Source organism: Rhodococcus sp. D-46 (assembly GCF_011290655.1).
Taxonomy (GTDB): Bacteria; Actinomycetota; Actinomycetes; order Mycobacteriales; family Mycobacteriaceae; genus Rhodococcus_F; species Rhodococcus_F qingshengii.
The window spans coordinates 304,054-323,191 of the sequence record NZ_JAANTF010000001.1; the positions used below are offsets into that span (position 1 = coordinate 304,054).

17 protein-coding genes are annotated in these 19,138 nt (G+C 63.1%); 16 read left to right on the forward strand and 1 reads right to left on the reverse strand.

Annotated elements, in window-relative coordinates:
• Positions 1-134: 134 nt before the first annotated feature.
• From G9U53_RS01495 to secA, 16 genes are all read left to right on the forward strand, one after another.
• Positions 135-1,229, forward strand: a complete 1,095-nt coding sequence (locus G9U53_RS01495) for a tobH protein (RefSeq protein ID WP_165638248.1) — start codon at positions 135-137, stop codon at positions 1,227-1,229.
• Complete coding sequence (gene manA / locus G9U53_RS01500) at positions 1,230-2,462, forward strand: mannose-6-phosphate isomerase, class I (RefSeq protein WP_007731182.1); 1,233 nt, start codon at positions 1,230-1,232, stop codon at positions 2,460-2,462.
• A gap of 8 nt (positions 2,463-2,470) precedes the next feature.
• Positions 2,471-3,430: a cation diffusion facilitator family transporter gene (locus G9U53_RS01505; protein ID WP_042450115.1), complete on the forward strand. Its 960-nt coding sequence runs from the start codon at positions 2,471-2,473 to the stop codon at positions 3,428-3,430.
• An 86-nt stretch (positions 3,431-3,516) separates the two neighbouring features.
• Entirely contained in the window at positions 3,517-5,013 is a 1,497-nt protein-coding gene (locus tag G9U53_RS01510) for an amino acid permease (protein ID WP_007731185.1), read from the forward strand.
• Between the two features lie 111 nt (positions 5,014-5,124).
• Positions 5,125-6,351 (forward strand): alkane 1-monooxygenase, encoded by a 1,227-nt coding sequence (locus tag G9U53_RS01515; RefSeq protein ID WP_165638249.1) that lies wholly within the window; start codon positions 5,125-5,127, stop codon positions 6,349-6,351.
• Positions 6,351-6,536, forward strand: coding sequence for a rubredoxin (locus G9U53_RS01520; protein WP_003940827.1), 186 nt, complete (start codon positions 6,351-6,353; stop codon positions 6,534-6,536). The genes G9U53_RS01515 and G9U53_RS01520 overlap by 1 nt, the downstream gene beginning before the upstream one ends.
• Positions 6,533-6,715, forward strand: coding sequence for a rubredoxin (locus G9U53_RS01525; protein ID WP_003940894.1), 183 nt, complete (start codon positions 6,533-6,535; stop codon positions 6,713-6,715). The genes G9U53_RS01520 and G9U53_RS01525 overlap by 4 nt, the downstream gene beginning before the upstream one ends.
• A gap of 48 nt (positions 6,716-6,763) precedes the next feature.
• Positions 6,764-7,405 (forward strand): TetR family transcriptional regulator, encoded by a 642-nt coding sequence (locus G9U53_RS01530; protein ID WP_003941024.1) that lies wholly within the window; start codon positions 6,764-6,766, stop codon positions 7,403-7,405.
• A gap of 60 nt (positions 7,406-7,465) precedes the next feature.
• Entirely contained in the window at positions 7,466-8,944 is a 1,479-nt protein-coding gene (gene ahcY / locus G9U53_RS01535; protein ID WP_003940766.1) for an adenosylhomocysteinase, read from the forward strand.
• 80 nt (positions 8,945-9,024) lie between these two features.
• Complete coding sequence (locus tag G9U53_RS01540; RefSeq protein ID WP_007731190.1) at positions 9,025-9,666, forward strand: dTMP kinase; 642 nt, start codon at positions 9,025-9,027, stop codon at positions 9,664-9,666.
• Positions 9,667-9,782: 116 nt separating this feature from the next.
• Positions 9,783-10,460, forward strand: coding sequence for an MtrAB system response regulator MtrA (gene mtrA / locus G9U53_RS01545; RefSeq protein WP_003941013.1), 678 nt, complete (start codon positions 9,783-9,785; stop codon positions 10,458-10,460).
• Entirely contained in the window at positions 10,457-12,196 is a 1,740-nt protein-coding gene (gene mtrB, locus G9U53_RS01550; protein WP_165638250.1) for an MtrAB system histidine kinase MtrB, read from the forward strand. The genes mtrA and mtrB overlap by 4 nt, the downstream gene beginning before the upstream one ends.
• Positions 12,193-13,971: an MtrAB system accessory lipoprotein LpqB gene (gene lpqB, locus G9U53_RS01555; RefSeq protein ID WP_165638251.1), complete on the forward strand. Its 1,779-nt coding sequence runs from the start codon at positions 12,193-12,195 to the stop codon at positions 13,969-13,971. Before mtrB ends, lpqB begins: the two co-directional genes overlap by 4 nt.
• Before the next feature lie 33 nt (positions 13,972-14,004).
• Entirely contained in the window at positions 14,005-14,736 is a 732-nt protein-coding gene (locus G9U53_RS01560) for a ComF family protein (RefSeq protein WP_165638252.1), read from the forward strand.
• 175 nt (positions 14,737-14,911) lie between these two features.
• The gene (gene raiA / locus G9U53_RS01565) at positions 14,912-15,592 is read left to right on the forward strand and encodes a ribosome-associated translation inhibitor RaiA (protein WP_003940893.1); all 681 of its coding nucleotides are present in this window, start codon (positions 14,912-14,914) and stop codon (positions 15,590-15,592) included.
• A 131-nt stretch (positions 15,593-15,723) separates the two neighbouring features.
• The gene (secA, locus tag G9U53_RS01570) at positions 15,724-18,567 is read left to right on the forward strand and encodes a preprotein translocase subunit SecA (protein ID WP_050654900.1); all 2,844 of its coding nucleotides are present in this window, start codon (positions 15,724-15,726) and stop codon (positions 18,565-18,567) included.
• Positions 18,568-18,603: 36 nt separating this feature from the next.
• Here secA and G9U53_RS01575 read toward each other — a convergent pair whose 3' ends face one another.
• Positions 18,604-19,122, reverse strand: a complete 519-nt coding sequence (locus G9U53_RS01575; RefSeq protein ID WP_242692387.1) for an Rv3235 family protein — start codon at positions 19,120-19,122, stop codon at positions 18,604-18,606.
• Positions 19,123-19,138: the final 16 nt, after the last annotated feature.

Genomic DNA, 19,138 nt, shown 5'->3' on the forward strand with positions numbered 1-19,138 from the left:
CGAAGCCCTGGGATAGTTGGGGGACCATCTCAGGAACGACGGCCTCGGGAACGAGGGCTTTGCCACCACGGACCGCGTGGAGCTGGAATGCTGGATGGTGCGGGAACTGCTAACGGAGAAGGGGGTGCGGTGAGATGACAGCGCCGATGCCGCTTCTCGACCTCGACGACAGCGAGGGTTTGTCAGCTGCCGATTCGGAAGGGCTACTGCGGTCTGTAGCCATGGGCGGCGCACAGATTCGGGCCACCGCGTCGGCCGTCGGTGAGGGTGTGATCTCCCGATTGGCCGGTCTGCGTCCGCGCAGCGTCGTACTCATCGCCGGCGCGGGTGGCGCCCGGCACGGAGCCAGGATCGCGCTTGCTCTCGTCGGAGATTCGGTCGGTTGCCCGCTCCTCGTTCTCGACCGGACGCCGTCGTGGGCCGGGCCGTTGGACGTGATCGTCGTCGCCGGTGACGATGCCGGTGATCCACGCCTCGTCGAATCCGTTGACAGTGCCGTACGCCGCGGCGCCGAGGTTGTTGTCGCCGTTCCCGACGAGGGGCCCATGCGAGCCGTGGCGGCCGGGCGCACCATGCCCTTGCCACCGCGGCTCTACGCCTCGCCCCGGCACACTATGACGCGGTTCCTCGCCGTCTTCCTCGCGGTTGCCGCCGAAATCGAGGGCAAGGGATCGATCGAGGACCGTTCGGCGGTGCTCGGTCGAATCGCCGACGCAGTTGATGCGGAGGCGCTGCGGGACGGACCGGCCAACGAGGTATTCCACAACCCGGCCAAGTCGTTGGCCACCAGGATGAGCGGCCGGCGAGTCGTTCTGTGTGGAAGTGGTTCCGTGACAACAGCACTCGCAGAGTTCGCGAGCGTTGCGCTGATGAGCTCCGGCCTGAACGCCGCTGCCGCCGAGATGTCCGAGGTGATTCGTTCGGCGCGGGCACTGTTCGCGCCGGACGCAGCTTCACGTGATTCGGTGTTCCACGACCCCTTCTTTCACGATCCGCAACTCGACGGCGCGCTGCCGACCCCGCCGGTGCGGGCGTTCGTCTTCGCGACCGAATCCACGCGCGGGGAGGCGAGGCGCCGGATGGACGCACTGGCTGACGCCGACCTGGTGGTTGCGGCAGACGAAGACCAGACCAACGTGGTCATATCGGAGATGGAGCAGGTATTCGTGTTGGCGTCTCGAGTAGACATGGCCGCGGCGTACGTGCAGTTGACGGGCGGTGCGAAGTAAGTGCGTGAACTCGAAGGTGCACTTCGTTCTTACGCGTGGGGCTCGCGAACGGCAATTGCCGAACTACGCGGTCTTTCGACTCCGTCGAATCATCCCGAAGCGGAATTGTGGTTGGGCGCGCACCCGGGTGACCCGGCGCGCGTGATCACCGAATCCGGAAGCGAGTCGTTGCTCGAGGTTCTGCACCGCGAACCCGAACGCGAACTCGGCCGCGAGAACCTCGAGACATTCGGTGAGCGACTCCCATTCCTGCTCAAGCTGCTTGCGGCGGAAGAACCGCTGTCGCTTCAAGCGCATCCCAGCGCCGTTCAAGCCGACGAGGGTTTTCGTCGTGAGAACGCACTCGGCGTTCCCATGGAATCGCCGATTCGCAACTACAAGGACGGCAGCCACAAGCCCGAACTCGTTGTCGCGCTGAGCAGATTCGAAGCGCTTGCCGGATTCCGCGAGCCGACGCGGACTGTCAAACTGCTGCGCGCTCTGGCCGTCGACGAGTTGGAGCCGTACATCGGTCTGCTCGAAGGGCAACCCGATTCCGACGGACTGCGGGCGTTGTTCACGACGTGGATCACGCTGCCGTCCACGGTGCTCGGGACCTTGCTCCCTGCCGTACTTGCCGGGTGCATCACCTACGTCGCGCACCACGACGCCGAATTCGTGACCGAGATCCGCACCGCGCTGGAATTGAGCGAGGCGTACCCCGGCGACGCCGGTGTTCTGGCGGCACTGCTGCTCAACCGCGTCACCCTCGAGCCCGGCCAAGGACTGTTTCTCGCTGCCGGCAATCTCCACGCGTATCTCCATGGACTCGCGGTCGAGATCATGGCCAACTCCGACAACGTGCTGCGCGGTGGGCTGACACCGAAGCACGTCGACGTGCCCGAATTGCTGAGGGTTCTGGACTTCGTCGGGGCCGATATCGAAGTGCTCGATCCGGCCCCGTCATCTGGATCAGGTCAGTCAGGATCAGGTAGATACGAGTACGTCACGCCGGCGCCCGAATTTCGTTTGACGCGTCTGGAGTTCGACGCGAATTCCACGGACATCGTCGTCGACGCTTCAGGCCCGCGGATTCTGATCTGCACCGACGGCGCGGTCACTGCGACGTGCGGCGCCGACACTCTCGACCTCGATCGAGGCCGAGCGGCGTGGATCGCTGCCGACGAGCCCGCGATACACCTGAGCACACGGACCCCGACTGCGCAGGTTTTCAGTGCCGTAGTCGGAAACTAGGAGACATTGTGTCGGCTCATGGTGGCAAGAAGGCAATTCTGGCGGCCCTCGGAGCCAATGCCGGAATTGCCGTAGCCAAGTTCGCCGGATTCTTGATCACCGGATCGTCGTCGATGCTCGCCGAATCGGTGCACTCGGTGGCCGACACGTCCAATCAGGGTTTGCTGCTCCTGGGGCAGAAGAAGGCAGAACGTGACGCGGATCAACTGCACCCGTTCGGCTACGGGCGCAACCGATACTTCTATTCGTTCGTCGTTGCACTGGTGCTCTTCACCCTCGGTTCGCTGTTCGCGATTTACGAGGGTATTCACAAGATTCAACATCCGGAAGAACTCAATTCGGCTTTCGTGGCAATCGCGATTCTTGTCATAGCGATTTGTCTGGAGGGCTACAGCTTCCGGACCGCAGCGAAGGAATCACGACCGCTCAAGGGAAATGCGTCGTGGTGGAACTTCATCCGAACCTCTCGTAGCCCGGAACTCCCGGTTGTGCTGCTCGAGGACACCGGCGCATTGATCGGTCTCGTCCTTGCACTCGGCGGCGTCGGCCTCACGATGGTGACCGGAAATCCGGTCTTCGACGGCATCGGAACTCTGTGCATCGGTGTCCTGCTCGGCATCATCGCGATCATTCTGATCATCGAAATGCAGTCGCTGCTGATCGGTGAGGGCGCAACGGCGGTGGAGACCGAACTGATCCTCAACGCCCTGGTCGACGGAACTCGTATCGAACGCGTCATTCATTGCAAGACGCAGTACCTCGGTCCCGAGGAGATCCTTGTTGCTGCCAAGGTTGCGGTGCCGATCGGATCGACGATCTCGGACGTGGCGACGGCGATCGACGAGGCCGAGTCTCGCGTGCGCGCTGCAGTGCCTGCGGCGCGGGTGATCTACCTCGAGCCGGACCTGGATCGTCTCAGCGCAGGAGATCGCCCTGAAACAGATCTACAGGCTCCCGACAAACCCTGAACAAAGCTGCGCCTGCGGGCTTAGGCTGATGCCATCTCTCTACTTGCCCATGGTGGGACCTGCTGGTCCCCAGCAAGGAGGCGGCAATGGCTGTCAAGGACGAGCAGGCCGGATCTGGACGGTCGAAGCTGTTTCGAACCAAATCGATCGAGCAGTCCATCAAGGACACTGACGAGCCGGAAACCAAACTCCGGAAAGAACTGAACTCGTGGGATCTCACGGTGTTCGGTGTCGCAGTCGTCATCGGTGCGGGCATCTTCACACTCACGGCTCGGACGGCGGGAAATGTCGCCGGGCCGTCGGTCTCGCTCGCGTTCGTCATTGCCGCCATCGCCTGCGGACTGGCAGCGCTGTGTTACGCCGAATTCGCGTCGACGGTCCCGGTTGCCGGTAGCGCGTACACGTTCTCGTACGCGACATTCGGCGAATTCGTCGCCTGGATCATCGGCTGGGATCTCATCCTCGAATTCGCCTTGGCGTCTTCGGTGGTCGCCAAGGGCTGGTCGCTGTACCTCGGCGAAGTGATGGGCTCACGCAGCCCGATCGTCGAATTGGGGCCGATCTCGTTCGACTGGGGTGCGGTGCTGGTGATCGCTGTCATCACGATCCTGCTCGCGACCGGCACAAAACTCTCGTCGAGGGTGTCGCTGGTGATCACGGCGATCAAGGTCGCGGTGGTGTTGCTGGTGATCGTCGTCGGCCTCTTCTACATCGACACCGACAACTACTCGCCGTACATTCCGCCGTCGGAGCCGGGCTCGACGGGAGAGGGCATCCACCAGTCGTTGTTCTCGTACGTGACCGGGGCCGGTGGCAGCACCTTCGGGTGGTACGGATTGCTCGCGGCAGCCAGTCTGGTGTTCTTCGCGTTCATCGGCTTCGACGTCGTCGCCACGACGGCGGAGGAGGCGAAGGAGCCGCAGAAGGCGCTGCCACGCGGCATCCTGGGTTCGCTCTTGATCGTCACGGTTCTGTACGTGGCGGTGACACTGGTGCTGACCGGGATGGTGAAATACACCGAGCTCGAGGGCGATACCTCCAACCTGGCAACGGCATTCGCCTTCCACGACATCACGTGGGCGAAAAACGTCATCTCGTTCGGTGCGTTGGCCGGTCTCACGACAGTGGTGATGGTGTTGATGCTCGGGCAGACCAGGGTGCTCTTCGCGATGGCACGCGACGGTCTGATGCCACGACGCCTGGCACCGACCGGCAAGCACGGAACCCCTGTGCGGATCACGATCTTGGTCGGCGTCGTGGTCGCGGTGCTCGCCGGCGTTTTTCCGATCGGCACCCTCGAGGAAATGGTCAACATCGGCACACTGTTCGCTTTTGTTCTCGTCTCGATCGGGGTTCTCGTGCTCCGTCGGACGCGTCCCGACCTACCTCGCGGATTCAGGGTGCCGCTGGTCCCGCTGGTCCCGATTCTGGCCGTCCTCGCGTGTCTGTGGCTGATGTTCAACCTGTCGGTGGAGACCTGGATGAGGTTCGTGGTCTGGATGGCCCTCGGCGTTGTCATCTATTTCGCCTACAGCAGGCAGCATTCGATGATCGGGAAGCGTGAACGCGGCGAAATCGAGTAAATGTACAAAGATTGTAATTTGTCTATCAATTGTACAAAATCAGTAGTACTGTCTACCTCATAGTGAACTGACTCACAGTTTTCGGGTCGGTCCGAATCGAGGAGGTAGACCGTGTCGACGCACGTGGACTCGCAATCCGGCCAGACGCTCCCGCCCGAGCAGTGGCGTGACAAGAAGAGATACCTCTGGCTGCTCGGCCTCGTGCCGCCGACGACGGTCTTCATTGCCGTCGGATTGGTCGCGTTGTTCAACAGTCTCGGATGGAATGCGGTCTCGCCGGTGTGGTGGTGGATCGGGCCGCTGCTCGTCTACATCCTGCTCCCGATCCTCGACATCTTCTTCGGCCCGGACGGCGAGAATCCGCCGGACGAAGTGATGGAGCGCCTCGAGAACGACAAGTACTACCGGTATTGCACCTACATCTACATACCGTTCCAGTTGGTCAGCCTGGTCCTGGCCTGCTACCTCTGGTCGGCGACCGATCTGTCCTGGCTCGGAATCGACGGGGGACTTGGGCTGATCTCCAAGATCGGTCTGGCGATCAGTATCGGTTGTGTCGCAGGAATCGGGATCAACACCGCACACGAGCTCGGTCACAAGAAGGACGATCTCGAACGCTGGTTGTCGAAGATCACTCTGGCGCAGTCGTTTTACGGCCACTTCTACATCGAGCACAATCGTGGACACCACGTGCGCGTCGCCACGCCCGAGGATCCGGCGTCGTCTCGCTTCGGTGAGAGCTTCTGGACCTTCCTGCCGCGCAGTGTGTGGGGATCTCTGCGCTCGTCGTGGTCCCTGGAAAAGGCCAGACTCGATCGACTGGGTAAGAAGCCGTGGACAATTCGCAACGACGTCCTGCATTCGTGGTTGATGTCCGTCGTACTGTTCGGTGTCCTCGTCGCCGTCTTCGGCCTCTCGGTACTGCCGTTCCTGGTGCTGCAGGCCGTGTTCGGATTCTGTCTGCTCGAAACCGTCAACTACCTCGAACATTACGGACTGAAGCGTCGTCGTCTGGACAGCGGGCGGTACGAGCGTGCAGCACCGGAGCACAGTTGGAACAGTGATCACATCTGCACCAACATCTTCCTGTATCACCTCCAGCGTCACAGCGATCATCACGCGAACCCGACGCGTCGTTATCAGACGCTTCGAAGCATGGACGGTGCGCCCAACCTGCCCAGTGGGTACGCGAGCATGATCATCCTCGCCTACGTTCCACCGCTGTGGCGAAAAGTGATGGATCCCAAAGTCCTTGCGCACTACGGCGGCGACATCACCCGCGTCAACGTTCAGCCGTCCAAGCGTGATCGCATCCTTGCTCGGTACGGAGCAGCGTGATGAGCAGCTATCGATGCCCGGTGTGTGAATACGTCTACGACGAATCGAAGGGTGCACCACGAGAAGGGTTTCCGGCGGGCACGCCGTGGGATGCCGTGCCGGACGACTGGTGCTGTCCGGACTGCGGCGTGAGGGAAAAGCTGGACTTCGAGCCGATGCCGGCAACGGCGGGGAGTGAATCATGAACGACTACAAGCTGTATCAGTGCGCGCAATGCGGCTTCGAGTACGACGAGGCGGTCGGCTGGCCGGAGGACGGTATCGAACCGGGCACTCGCTGGGACGACATTCCCGAAGACTGGAGTTGCCCGGACTGCGGGGCGGCGAAGAGCGACTTCTTCATGGTTGAGGTCGAACGACGGTGAGATGCGTCGGCGTCGAACGGACCTAGGTGCGGCGGTAGTGTCGTCACCATGACTTCGACGCCCACTCGTCTGCCGCAGAAAGAAGCGTCGCGCCTGCTGCTGCGTACGTCGGTGCTCGATTCGATGCGTGAGTTGTTGACCGAGCGCGACTGGTCCGAGGTGACGCTGACGGTTCTGGCCAAGCATGCCGGTGTGAGTCGTCAGACGCTCTACAACGAGTTCGGCTCGAGGCAAGGGCTTGCCGAGGCGTACGCGCTTCGCCTTGCTGACGGCTTCGTCGACGCGGTGGACGAGGCCATGGTGGCGAACGACGGACGTGCAGTCGAGGCGTTGACGGCGGGTTTCGGATCGTTTTTCGCCTCCAGTGCAACCGACCCGTTGGTGATCTCTCTGCTCACCGGTGAGGCCAAGCCGGACCTGCTTCGCCTGATCACCACCGACAGTGCGGTCATCATCGAGCGCGCGTCGTCGCGGCTTGCGGAGAGTTTCCAGCGAGGGTGGATTCAGGCGTCACCCGCCGACGCCGGAATTCTGGCCAGGGCGATTGCGCGTCTCGGGCTGAGCTACATTTCGATGCCGCCGGAGTCCGAGGCTTCGGTGGCGGAGGATCTGGGCATACTGCTCGGGCCGTTCATCGACGTGGCGCGCGAGGGCCGCGCAGTAGAGGGGCGGGCGGGAGAGGGCGTCTAACCGATAGCCTGGTACACCGATAGGCTTGTGCAGAGTATGCACGTCAACCAGGAGAGGCAGATGACGACCTCAGTTTCAACAACGCCCGTGGCCGAGAGCCGTAACGGCATCGACTTCAAAGTTGCAGATCTTTCGCTCGCGGAGTTCGGTCGCAAGGAAATCCGTCTGGCAGAGCACGAGATGCCCGGCCTCATGGCGCTTCGTCGCGAATACGCAGAGGTGTTGCCGCTCAAGGGCGCTCGCGTTTCCGGCTCGCTGCACATGACCATTCAGACCGCGGTGCTGATCGAGACGCTGACCGCGCTCGGCGCCGAGGTCCGCTGGGCTTCATGCAACATCTTCTCCACGCAGGATCACGCTGCCGCCGCCATCGTCGTCGGTCCGCACGGCACCCCGGAAGAGCCCAAGGGCGTTCCGGTTTTCGCCTGGAAGGGTGAAACCCTCGAAGAGTACTGGTGGGCAGCCGAGCAGATGCTGACCTGGCCGGGTGAGCCTGCCAACATGATTCTCGACGATGGCGGCGACGCCACCATGCTGGTGCTCAAGGGCGCACAGTTCGAGAAGGCCGGCGTCGTCCCGCCGACGGACGACGACCAGGATTCCGACGAGTACAAGGTCTTCCTTGCACTTCTGCGTCAGTCCCTCGAGTCCGACAAGGGCAAGTGGACGGCAATCGCCGAGTCCGTCCAGGGCGTCACCGAGGAGACCACCACGGGCGTTCTGCGCCTGTACCAGGTTGCCGCTGCCGGTGAACTCACGTTCCCCGCTATCAACGTCAACGACTCGGTCACCAAGAGCAAGTTCGACAACAAGTACGGCACGCGCCACTCGCTGCTCGACGGCATCAACCGCGGCACCGACGTTCTGATCGGCGGCAAGGCTGCGCTGGTCTGCGGTTACGGAGACGTCGGCAAGGGTTGTGCCGAGGCACTTCGCGGCCAGGGCGCTCGCGTCGCGGTCACCGAGGTCGACCCCATCAACGCCCTGCAGGCGCTCATGGACGGCTTCGAGGTCAAGACAGTCGAGCAGGCCATCGGCTGGGCCGACATCGTGATCACGTCCACCGGTAACAAGGACATCATCACGTTCGAGCACATGAAGGCCATGAAGCATCAGGCCATCCTGGGCAACATCGGTCACTTCGACAACGAGATCGACATGGCCGGCCTCGAGAAGTCCGGCGACGTCACGCGGATCAACATCAAGCCGCAGGTCGACGAGTTCACGTTCGCCGACGGCCACTCGATCATCGTGCTGTCCGAAGGCCGCCTGCTCAACCTCGGCAACGCGACGGGCCACCCGTCGTTCGTGATGAGCAACAGCTTCTCCAACCAGGTCATCGCGCAGATCGAACTGTGGACGAAGCCGGACGAGTACGACAACGAGGTCTACCGCCTCCCGAAGCACCTCGACGAGAAGGTCGCCAAGATCCACGTCGAGGCACTCGGTGGCACGCTGACCAAGCTCACGAAGGATCAGGCAGAGTACATCGGCGTCGACGTCGAAGGCCCGTACAAGCCCGAGCACTACCGCTACTGACCCGGTGATTCGTCGCTGAGGATGTAGTGGCCGCCGTCCCCCGGTCTGCGCAAGCAGGCCGGGGGATAGGCTTGTCCGCCGTGGGAACACTGGTGGCATTGGAAGGCCTCGACGGCGCTGGAAAGCGAACGTTGATCGGCAAAGTGGAGAGCGAACTCCGCCGCGGCGGCACGTCGATCGCGACTCTGGATTTTCCGCGGTACGGGAAGTCGATCCACGCGGATCTTGCTGCCGAGGCACTCAAAGGATCGCACGGAGACCTGGCTGAATCCGTGAACGCGATGGCAGTCCTGTTCGCCCTGGACCGCGCGGGTGCGGCGGATCGGATCTCGGACCTGTTGTCCGCCAACGATATTGTTCTCCTCGACCGCTACGTGGCGTCCAACGCCGCCTACAACGCGGCGCGCGCGCATCAGGGCGTGGACGGCGAGATGGTCGCCTGGGTCCGTGAATTGGAGTTGGGTCGACTCGCTCTTCCCGCTCCCGATCTGCAGTTGTACCTCGACGTGCCGGTAGCTCTGGCCGAGCAGCGTGCCCGCTCGCGTGAGGCCGAGGACGCGTCGCGTCAGCTCGACGCCTACGAGCGCGACGGTGGCCTGCAGGCCAGAACCGGTGAGCTCTACAAGCAGTTGGCAGCGACGGACTGGGTCTCGCCCTGGTGGATCGTGGGGCCGGAGACGGACCCGGGCGAACTGGCGCGCAGGCTCGCGGATTTCGCGTGATCGGTCACCCTTGCGGCCGGGATTCGAACTTTCCGGCACAGTAGAGGGAAAGACGCGGCACGCCGCACGGCCTCGTAACGGTCTGATTCATCGCTCCGAGATGCAACGATAGGGATATGAAACCAAGGATTCTGGTTGTCGACGACGACACGGCACTCGCCGAGATGCTCACGATCGTGCTGCGTGGTGAGGGTTTCGATCCCTACGTGGTAGGCGACGGAACCCTGGCGCTCGCGGCAGTGCGTGAGACCCGGCCCGACCTCGTCCTGCTCGATCTCATGCTTCCCGGAATGAACGGGATCGACGTATGCCGAGTTCTGCGTGCGGATTCCGGCGTGCCCATCGTGATGTTGACGGCCAAGACCGACACCGTCGACGTCGTGCTCGGCCTCGAATCCGGTGCGGACGACTACATCATGAAGCCGTTCAAGCCGAAGGAGCTGGTGGCGCGGGTGCGTGCTCGCCTGCGCCGTACGGAAGAGGAGCCGGCCGAACTGCTGAGCATCGCCGACATCGTGATCGACGTTCCGGCACACAAGGTCAGCCGCGGCAGCGAGCAGATCTCGCTCACACCACTCGAATTCGACCTGCTGGTCGCATTGGCGCGCAAGCCGCGCCAGGTGTTCACCCGTGAAGTCCTCCTCGAGCAGGTGTGGGGATACCGCCACGCCGCCGACACCCGCCTGGTGAACGTGCACGTTCAGCGTTTGCGCGCCAAGGTCGAAACTGATCCCGAGAATCCCGAAGTGGTTCTGACGGTCAGGGGGGTCGGCTACAAGGCCGGACCGCCGTGAGCGGAGTTTCCAGGTGGCGTCGTCGTCTCAACCGACGGCTGACGCCATTTCTGCGGTGGTCTCACTCGATGAGCAACACCCTCGCGCACACGTGGCGACGTTCGCTCCAATTGCGAGTGGTCGTCTCGACTTTGACGTTGTCCTTGATCGTCATCGTCATTCTCGGTGTCGTGCTGACCAGCCAGATCACCGATCGGCTGTTGGAAACGAAGATCACCGCGGCGACCGAGGAAATGGACCGAGCCCGCGGCATCGTCGAAGACCAACTGGCGGGCGTCGACGATTCGACGGCGCTCAACGTTCAATTGGAAAGCGCTGCATCCGGACTGACGAGCCGTCGAAACCAGACCTCGGGCCAGGCCTCCGGGTCGGCCGGCACCTTCGACCCGGTGCTCATCGTGCCAGGGGACGGGCCGCGCCAGCCGACGAGTTCGGGACCGGTCGATCAGATCCCCGACAACCTTCGCGAGTTCGTCAAACGCGGCCAGATCAGTTACCAATTCGCGACGGTGTCCAACCCGAACGGTTACTCCGGACCGGCGCTGATCATCGGTAGCCCCACCGCGTCGTCGATATCGGGACTCGAGCTGTATCTGATCTTCCCGCTCGCCAGCGAAGACCGAAGTCTGTCTCTTGTTCGAAGCACCCTGCTGATCGGTGGAGCCGTGTTGCTGGTGCTCTTGGCGGCGATTTCGCTGTTGGTTGCCAGACAGGTCGTGCTTCCCATCCGATCGGCCTCGCGAATCGCGGTGCGTTTCGCAGACGGCCGACTCAAGGAACGAATGCCGGTCCGCGGCGAGGACGACATGGCGCGCCTGGCCATGTCCTTCAACGAGATGGCCGAGAGTCTGTCCAAACAGATCACCCAGCTGGAGGAGTTCGGCAGCCTCCAGAAGCGCTTCACCTCCGATGTCAGCCATGAACTGCGCACACCACTGACCACGGTCCGGATGGCAGCCGACCTGATCTACGACGGCAGCGAGAACCTCGACCCCATGCTGCGTCGGTCGTCGGAACTGCTTGTCGCCGAACTGGACAGGTTCGAAGGGCTACTGGCGGACCTCCTCGAGATCTCCCGTCACGACGCCGGTGTCGCGGAACTTGCGTCCGAACAACTCGACGTCCGTATGTGTGCGCGAGCGGCCGTTTCCACGGTTCGCCATCTCGCCCGCGAATCCGGCACCGAACTGATCGTGGACATGCCCGACGAGCCGGTCATGGCAGATGTCGATCCGCGCCGCGTCGAACGCATCCTGCGAAATCTCCTTGCCAACGCCATCGACCACGGTGAGGGGAAGCCGATTCTGCTTCGCCTTCGCGCCGATGACAATGCCCTCGCCTTCATCGTCCGCGACAGTGGCGTCGGGTTGCGTCCGGGCGAGGAGAAGTTGGTCTTCAACCGGTTCTGGCGATCGGACCCGTCCCGCGTGCGCCGCAGTGGCGGCACCGGACTCGGCCTCGCGATCAGTGTCGAAGACGCGAATCTGCACGACGGCAAGCTCGAGGCCTGGGGCGAACCGGGAGTCGGAGCCTGCTTCCGGCTGACGCTCTCGCGCACCCGTGGCAAGAAAGTCGTGTCGAGTCCGCTGCCACTCAAGCCGACGACCACCAAATTCGTCCGCACGCCGAGCGAAGCCGACATCGTCGCCGATACCGTCGGCGAGGTCACATCGTCCTTGCCGACTCCGCGCGAAACTGACTCACGGAACGAGTCCAACGGTGGGGATCGATCATGATCGGAACCCGCCGTCGTCTGGGACTTCTCGCAACAACCCTGAGCGTTCTGTTGCTGACCGGTGCATGCGCGAGTTTGCCGGAGTCCTCGTCGCCACAAGCAATCGGAACTCTGGCGACAGCCGTGCCCGGAACCTCCGTCGAATCACCGGCATCGGGGCGAGAGCCGGACCTGCTGGTACGTGACTTCGTCAAGGCGAGTACCGACCCGTCCAACCGGCATGCCGCAGCCCGTCAGTACCTCACCAAGGACGCGTCGGCGCGTTGGGACGATGCGGCAAGTGCTGTCATCGTCGACAAGGTCGATGTGCTCTCGGTTTCTCGAACCAGCACCGAAGCCGTCTACACGATTCGTGTGAACAAGGTCGGTCGCCTCGACCCGGGAGGACTGTACGTTCCCGAAGAGGGCAGCTTCGAAGCGAGGATGACCCTGGCGTTGACCGACGGCGAATGGCGGATCAGTGATCTGCCTCCCGGCGTGATCATGGAGCGTCCGCAGTTCCTCGGCGCTTACCAGCGGAAGTCGTTGTTCTTCCTCGACCCCACCAGCCAGACGGTCGTCCCCGATCTTCGCTGGATCTCCGGCGGGCAGGACCAGGTGGCGGCTCAGCTGATCGGTCTGATGATCGACGGACCGAAGGCAGCGCTGGCGCCGGCTGTGCGAAACGAACTGGGCAATGGCGTGTCGGTGATCGGTCCGATCACCAAGGCCGACGGTAAGCCGGGACAGGTCGGAGTCGGTCTCGGTGGTGTGCGCATCAACTTCCGCCTTGACAACCCGATGGATGCTGCTACTCGCGGTTTGTTTGCAGCACAGGTCATTTGGACGCTCGCCAACGCCGATGTGGCAGGGCCGTACGTTCTGGAGATCGACGGCGAACCGCTGGACGCGGCTCATGCCGACGGCTGGACCACCGCCGACGTCGCATCCACCAACCCACTGGCCACCACGAGTGCAACCGTCGGACTGCATGCACTGCGCAACGGTTCACTGGTGAGTGTCACCGAGCAAGAGGCGACTCCGGTGCCCGGTTTCGCGGGCAATGCGGGCAACCTCACGGCGGCTGCTCTCTCACGGGACGGCAAGTTGGTGGCAGCCGTCGCGGACACCGCTCGGCCGGATCCCAGCACAAGATTCGACTTGTCGCTCGGGACATACGGCGAAGGGTCCGTTCCGGTACTCGAAGGCAGCGCCATCACCAGGCCTTCGTGGGAGTTGGACAACAACGCGGTCTGGACGGCTGTGAACGGCAATACCGTCGTTCGGGTCGTCCGTGAACCAGGCACCGGCCGGGTGTCGGTCACCAACGTCGACGTCGGGGCCCTGACGTCGGTCGGTTCCACGATCTCGGAACTGCGTCTGTCGCGGGACGGCGTGCGAGCGGCGATGATCATCGACGGCAAGGTCTACCTGGCTGTGGTCGTGCGCACCGCCAGCGGGGTCTACGCCCTGACGAGTCCACGCGCAGTGGCCTCCGGCTTGGGCAGTACCGCGCTCTCACTCGACTGGAGCAACAGCGACACCATCGTGATCGCGCGCAGTGGAGCCGACATACCGGTCGTCCAGGTCGCGATCGACGGCTCACGGATGGACGCGCTGCCGAGTGGAAACCTGACCGCTCCCGTCACCTCCGTGGATGCATCGCCGACCACCGAGTACGTCGCCGACGCGCGTGCGGTGTTCCAACTGAACAACAACGACCCCGCCGGGGATCGCCGCTGGCGTGAGGTGACCGTGCTGACCGGACAGAAGGCGATTCCGGTTCTGCCTGGCTGACGTCTCTGCGCTCTGGTGAATGTCTGCGCTCTGATGCATGTCGGTGCTCAGGTTCATGATTCGGCCATGGGGGACAAGAAATTCGGTGCCGGTCTGCTCGACCTGCTGTTGCCACGCGAGTGTGGTGGGTGTGGCCGCTCGGGGACTCTGTGGTGCGGTGAGTGCGCGGAACTGCTGCGCGATCATCCGCTTCAACTGAGTCCGCGCGTGGATCCGGGCGTGCCCGTCTGGGCACTCGGCCGCTACGACGGCCCCAGGCGACGCAGTGTGATCGAGATGAAGGAACGGGGTCGTCGGGACCTCGCGATGCCTCTGGGGATCGCTGTGGCCGACGCGTTGGCCACTCTGGAACGGTGGGGCGAGCTCGGCAGCGGGGGTCGTCCGCCGATCGTGCTGGTGCCGGCTCCCACGCGCGCCCGAGCGGCGCGATCTCGCGGGGGTGATCCGGTTCGCCGGATAGCCGAAAGTATGCGCGGAAAGCGGGAAATTGGTTCTGTCGCGGGTCGTCCGGTACGTGTCTGTCCGATTCTCCGGATGACGCGAGGTGTACGTGACTCGGTGGGACTGTCCGCGGCCGACCGGGTGACCAACGTGAACGGTCATGTGTCTCTCGACACCACTGCGATCTCTGCGATTGCCGGGGACAGTGACATCGTCCTGCTCGACGACGTCCTCACCACGGGAGCGACTGCGGCAGAGTCGGTTCGGGCCCTCTCGCTCAGTGGGATTCGGACAACTCTCGTGCTTGTCCTTGCAGGGGCTTAGATGAATTTCGTTGGAACAGTGGCACTCGCGCGCGTTACGTACTAGCGTCGGCGGCACACCCGAAAATACTGGTAGGAGGTGGTACTTCGATACTGGTGCCGGGCGGATCCCCTCTCGGTACTTGCAGAATTTGCCGCCGCCCACCGTGGGGCGGGGCCGTAATTGGGAGGTACGAGTGACGACCCCTTCGCAAGCCTCGTTTTTCATCGAGGACGCCACCATCGAGCGTTCCGAGAATGCCGCAGCTCCGAGATCCGACGTCGTAGTCAAGGGACGAAATGTCGAGATCCCCGATCACTTCCGAATCTACGTTTCGGAAAAGCTGGCGCGACTCGAACACTTCGACCCCTCCATATTCCACTTCGACGTGGAACTGCAACATGAACGCAACCGACGACAGGCCAAGAGTTGCCAGCGCGTCGAGATCACCGCTCGAGGTAAAGGCCCGGTGGCCCGAGCCGAAGCGTCCGCAGACAGCTTCTACGCCGCCTTCGAATCGGTGATCGACAAGCTCGAGAGTCGCCTCCGTCGAACCAAGGACCGCAAGAAGGTCCATTACGGCGACAAGCGACCGGTGTCCGTCGCGGAGGCAACCGCCTCCCTCGTCGACGCAGACTCACTCGGAGTCACACCGGACATTTCGCTGAACGGTCAAGAGCCGGACGAGTACGACGGCCCGGGACGCGTGGTCCGCACGAAGGATCACCCGGCCGAGCCGATGACCATCGACGACGCTCTCTACGAGATGGAACTGGTCGGACACGACTTCTTTCTCTTCCATGACAAGGAGTCGGACAAGCCGTCCGTCGTCTACCGTCGTCACGCTTTCGACTACGGATTGATCCGCCTGACATGACCCAATCGGTGGTGGGTTTGCTCGCTCGCCGCCGGTAGCGCCTACCATGGAATCCGGCCGGAGTTTTCGGACCCCGGCCGGATTTTCAGTGTGTGACCCCCTGTCGCCGAAGATTGAGGACGAAGAAGACTGTGCCGTCGCTGTCGCTATCGAAGCTGCTCCGTGTTGGTGAAGGTCGCATGGTCAAGCGGCTCAAGCACATCGCCGAGCATGTGGAATCTCTGTCGCCCGATGTCGAAGGCCTGACAGACGAGCAACTCAAAGCCAAGACCACCGAGTTCCGTGAGCGCTATGCCGCCGGGGAAACTCTCGACGAGTTGCTGCCCGAGGCTTTCTCCGTGGCCCGTGAGACATCGTGGCGCGTGATCAATCAGAAGCACTTCCACGTGCAGATCATGGGTGGCGCGGCCCTGCACTTCGGCAACGTCGCCGAGATGAAGACCGGTGAGGGCAAGACTCTGACGTCGGTTCTTCCGGCTTATCTCAACGCGATCGCGGGTGACGGCGTCCACGTGGTCACCACCAACGACTACCTTGCCAAGCGCGACTCCGAGTGGATGGGCCGCGTTCACCGCGCCCTCGGCCTCGAGACCAGTGTGATTCTCTCGGGCATGACGCCGGCCGAGCGCCGCGTCGCCTACGCAGCCGACATCACGTACGGCACCAACAACGAGTTCGGCTTCGACTACCTGCGCGACAACATGACGCACTCGCTGGACGACCTGGTCCAGCGTGGCCATGCGTTTGCCATCGTGGACGAGGTCGACTCGATCCTCATCGACGAAGCCCGAACCCCGCTCATCATCTCGGGCCCGGCCGACGGCTCCAGCAAGTGGTACAGCGAGTTCGCGCGCATCGCGCCGCTGCTGAAGAAGGACGTTCACTACGAGGTCGACATCCGCAAGCGCACCATCGGTGTGCACGAGGCGGGCGTCGAACTGGTCGAGGACCAGCTCGGTATCGACAACCTGTACGAAGCCGCGAATTCGCCGCTGGTGAGCTACTTGAACAACGCGATCAAGGCCAAGGAGCTCTACACCAAGGACAAGGACTACATCGTCCGCGACGGTGAGGTCATCATCGTCGACGAGTTCACCGGCCGCGTGCTGGTCGGCCGCCGCTACAACGAGGGCATGCACCAGGCGATCGAGGCCAAGGAGAAGGTGGAGATCAAGGCGGAGAACCAGACCCTTGCCACCATCACCCTGCAGAACTACTTCCGTCTGTACGACAAGTTGTCGGGCATGACGGGTACCGCCGAGACGGAAGCTGCCGAGCTTCACCAGACTTACACGCTCGGTGTGATCCCGATCCCGACCAACCGTCCGATGGTCCGAGTCGACAACGGTGACCTCATCTACAAGACCGAGGAAGCCAAGTTCGACGCGGTGGTCGACGACGTCGTCGAGCGCCACGAGAACGGCCAGCCCGTCCTGATCGGTACCACCAGCGTCGAGCGCTCGGAGTACCTGTCCAAGCAGTTCACCAAGCGCGGCGTTGCCCACAACGTCCTCAACGCCAAGTTCCACGAGAAGGAAGCGACCATCATCGCCGAGGCCGGTCGCTCCGGCGCGGTCACCGTCGCGACCAACATGGCCGGCCGCGGTACCGACGTCGTGCTCGGTGGTAACCCGGACATCATCGCGGACATCGCGCTGCGCAAGAAGGGCCTCGACCCGGTCACGACGCCGGACGAGTACGAGGCAGCTTGGGACGCAGTCCTGGACGAGGTCAAGGCTGAGGTCAAGGCAGACGCCGAGAAGGTCCGCGATGCCGGCGGCCTGTACGTCCTGGGCACCGAGCGTCACGAATCGCGCCGAATCGACAACCAGTTGCGTGGTCGTTCCGGACGTCAGGGTGATCCCGGCGAATCGCGGTTCTACCTCTCGCTCGGTGACGAGCTCATGCGCCGTTTCAACGGTTCGGCACTCGAGTCGATCATGACGCGCCTGAACCTGCCCGACGACGTCCCGATCGAAGCCAAAATGGTCTCGAAGGCCATCAAGAGCGCTCAGACCCAGGTGGAGCAGCAGAACTTCGAAATTCGCAAGAATGTCCTCAAGTACGACGAGGTCATGAACCAGCAGCGAACGGTCATCTACAAGGAGCGCCGCCAGATCCTCGAGGGTGAGGACATGGAAGGCCAGGTCGAGCAGATGATCACTGACGTGGTCACCGCCTACGTCGACGGTGCCACCGCCGAGGGATACGTCGAGGACTGGGATCTCGAGCAGCTGTGGACTGCGCTGAAGACGCTGTACCCGGTCGGCATCGATCACAAGACGTTGGCAGGGGAGGACGGCGCAGGCATCAACAGTGACCTGAGCCGTGACGACCTGCGAACCGCTTTGCTCGAAGACGCCCACGCGGCGTACAAGAAGCGCGAAGCCGAGATCGATGCGATCGCCGGCGAAAACGGTATGCGTGAACTCGAGCGTCGTGTCTTCCTCTCGGTCCTGGACCGTAAGTGGCGTGAGCATCTCTACGAGATGGATTACCTCAAGGAGGGAATCGGTCTGCGTGCGATGGCCCAGCGCGATCCGCTGGTCGAGTACCAGCGCGAGGGTTACGACATGTTCATCGGCATGCTCGACGGATTGAAGGAAGAGTCCGTCGGATTCCTCTTCAACCTGCAGGTCGAGGCAGCTCCGGCACAGCCCGCAAGTGGAATTTCCGTCACCGCGGGCTCTGCCGCCGCGGCGTCCGCCACGGCGCCCAAGCCGCTCCCCACGCAGGAGGCTGCGGCCAGGACAGCCGGAACTGCCGCCCCGACGGCGTTGCGCGCCAAGGGACTTGACGACGAAGGTCCGTCGCGTCTGACGTACACCGGCCCGGACGAGGACGGCAAGGCAAAGGCAACACGTGACTCGGCTGCCGACACCGGCGACGGTGCCGCCTCTCGTCGCGAACGTCGTGAAGCCGCACGGACGCAGTCGAAGAGCAATCGAGCTCCGAAGTCCAAGCGCAAGCGCTGAGGTATTAGCGCAGTCAGTACTCGGCAGGCTGGACGGTCACACCACGTGTAGTGCGGTGACCGTCCAGCCTGTTTCGTCTGTGTGGTCGATCCGGCCTGCGACGGCAAAAGTCTGCGTGCCTCGTGTGTACGTCGCACAGACTTCGGCGGTACTCTCCGACACTGCTTGAACGTGGGTGCGGTGAACGGCCGCGCCGCCCAGCTTCCGGGCCGAGAAATCCGAAGTGTAAAGTCTCGCAACAACTTCCAGGGCGGACGGCGTCAACACACCTTTGAGCTGCCGTGGATTTCGTCGTCGGTCGACGGTTTCGAGAACCAGACGTAGTGATCGGTTCCAGAAGATGTCGGCACCTACCAGTCGCGGTTCCGGAGCGTGAGTGAACCCGGTACTGGGCGACGTTCCGTTGTGTGGCGTCTTTCGCGGGCGACGCAGCATCCGGTCCGTTCGGCACTGCGTTCGGTCTGGCCGGCACTGTGGCCGCGACAGCACGACGGTATGCGGGTGAGGCTCGAATTGCGGCGCCGGCTCGAGAACGATCTTGTAGTCCTGCTCCATGACATCCCCCCGGATG

Bases quoted from the DNA above. Each gene is read 5' to 3' on its own strand.
- mtrA (WP_003941013.1), top strand. From the start codon at position 9,783: ATGAAACCAAGGATTCTGGTTGTCGACGACGACACGGCACTCGCCGAG.
- G9U53_RS01530 (WP_003941024.1), top strand. From the start codon at position 6,764: ATGACTTCGACGCCCACTCGTCTGCCGCAGAAAGAAGCGTCGCGCCTG.
- G9U53_RS01525 (WP_003940894.1), top strand. From the start codon at position 6,533: ATGAACGACTACAAGCTGTATCAGTGCGCGCAATGCGGCTTCGAGTAC.
- lpqB (WP_165638251.1), top strand. From the start codon at position 12,193: ATGATCGGAACCCGCCGTCGTCTGGGACTTCTCGCAACAACCCTGAGC.
- ahcY (WP_003940766.1), top strand. From the start codon at position 7,466: ATGACGACCTCAGTTTCAACAACGCCCGTGGCCGAGAGCCGTAACGGC.
- G9U53_RS01520 (WP_003940827.1), top strand. From the start codon at position 6,351: ATGAGCAGCTATCGATGCCCGGTGTGTGAATACGTCTACGACGAATCG.
- G9U53_RS01495 (WP_165638248.1), top strand. From the start codon at position 135: ATGACAGCGCCGATGCCGCTTCTCGACCTCGACGACAGCGAGGGTTTG.
- G9U53_RS01510 (WP_007731185.1), top strand. From the start codon at position 3,517: ATGGCTGTCAAGGACGAGCAGGCCGGATCTGGACGGTCGAAGCTGTTT.
- G9U53_RS01560 (WP_165638252.1), top strand. From the start codon at position 14,005: ATGCATGTCGGTGCTCAGGTTCATGATTCGGCCATGGGGGACAAGAAA.
- G9U53_RS01575 (WP_242692387.1), bottom strand. From the start codon at position 19,122: ATGGAGCAGGACTACAAGATCGTTCTCGAGCCGGCGCCGCAATTCGAG.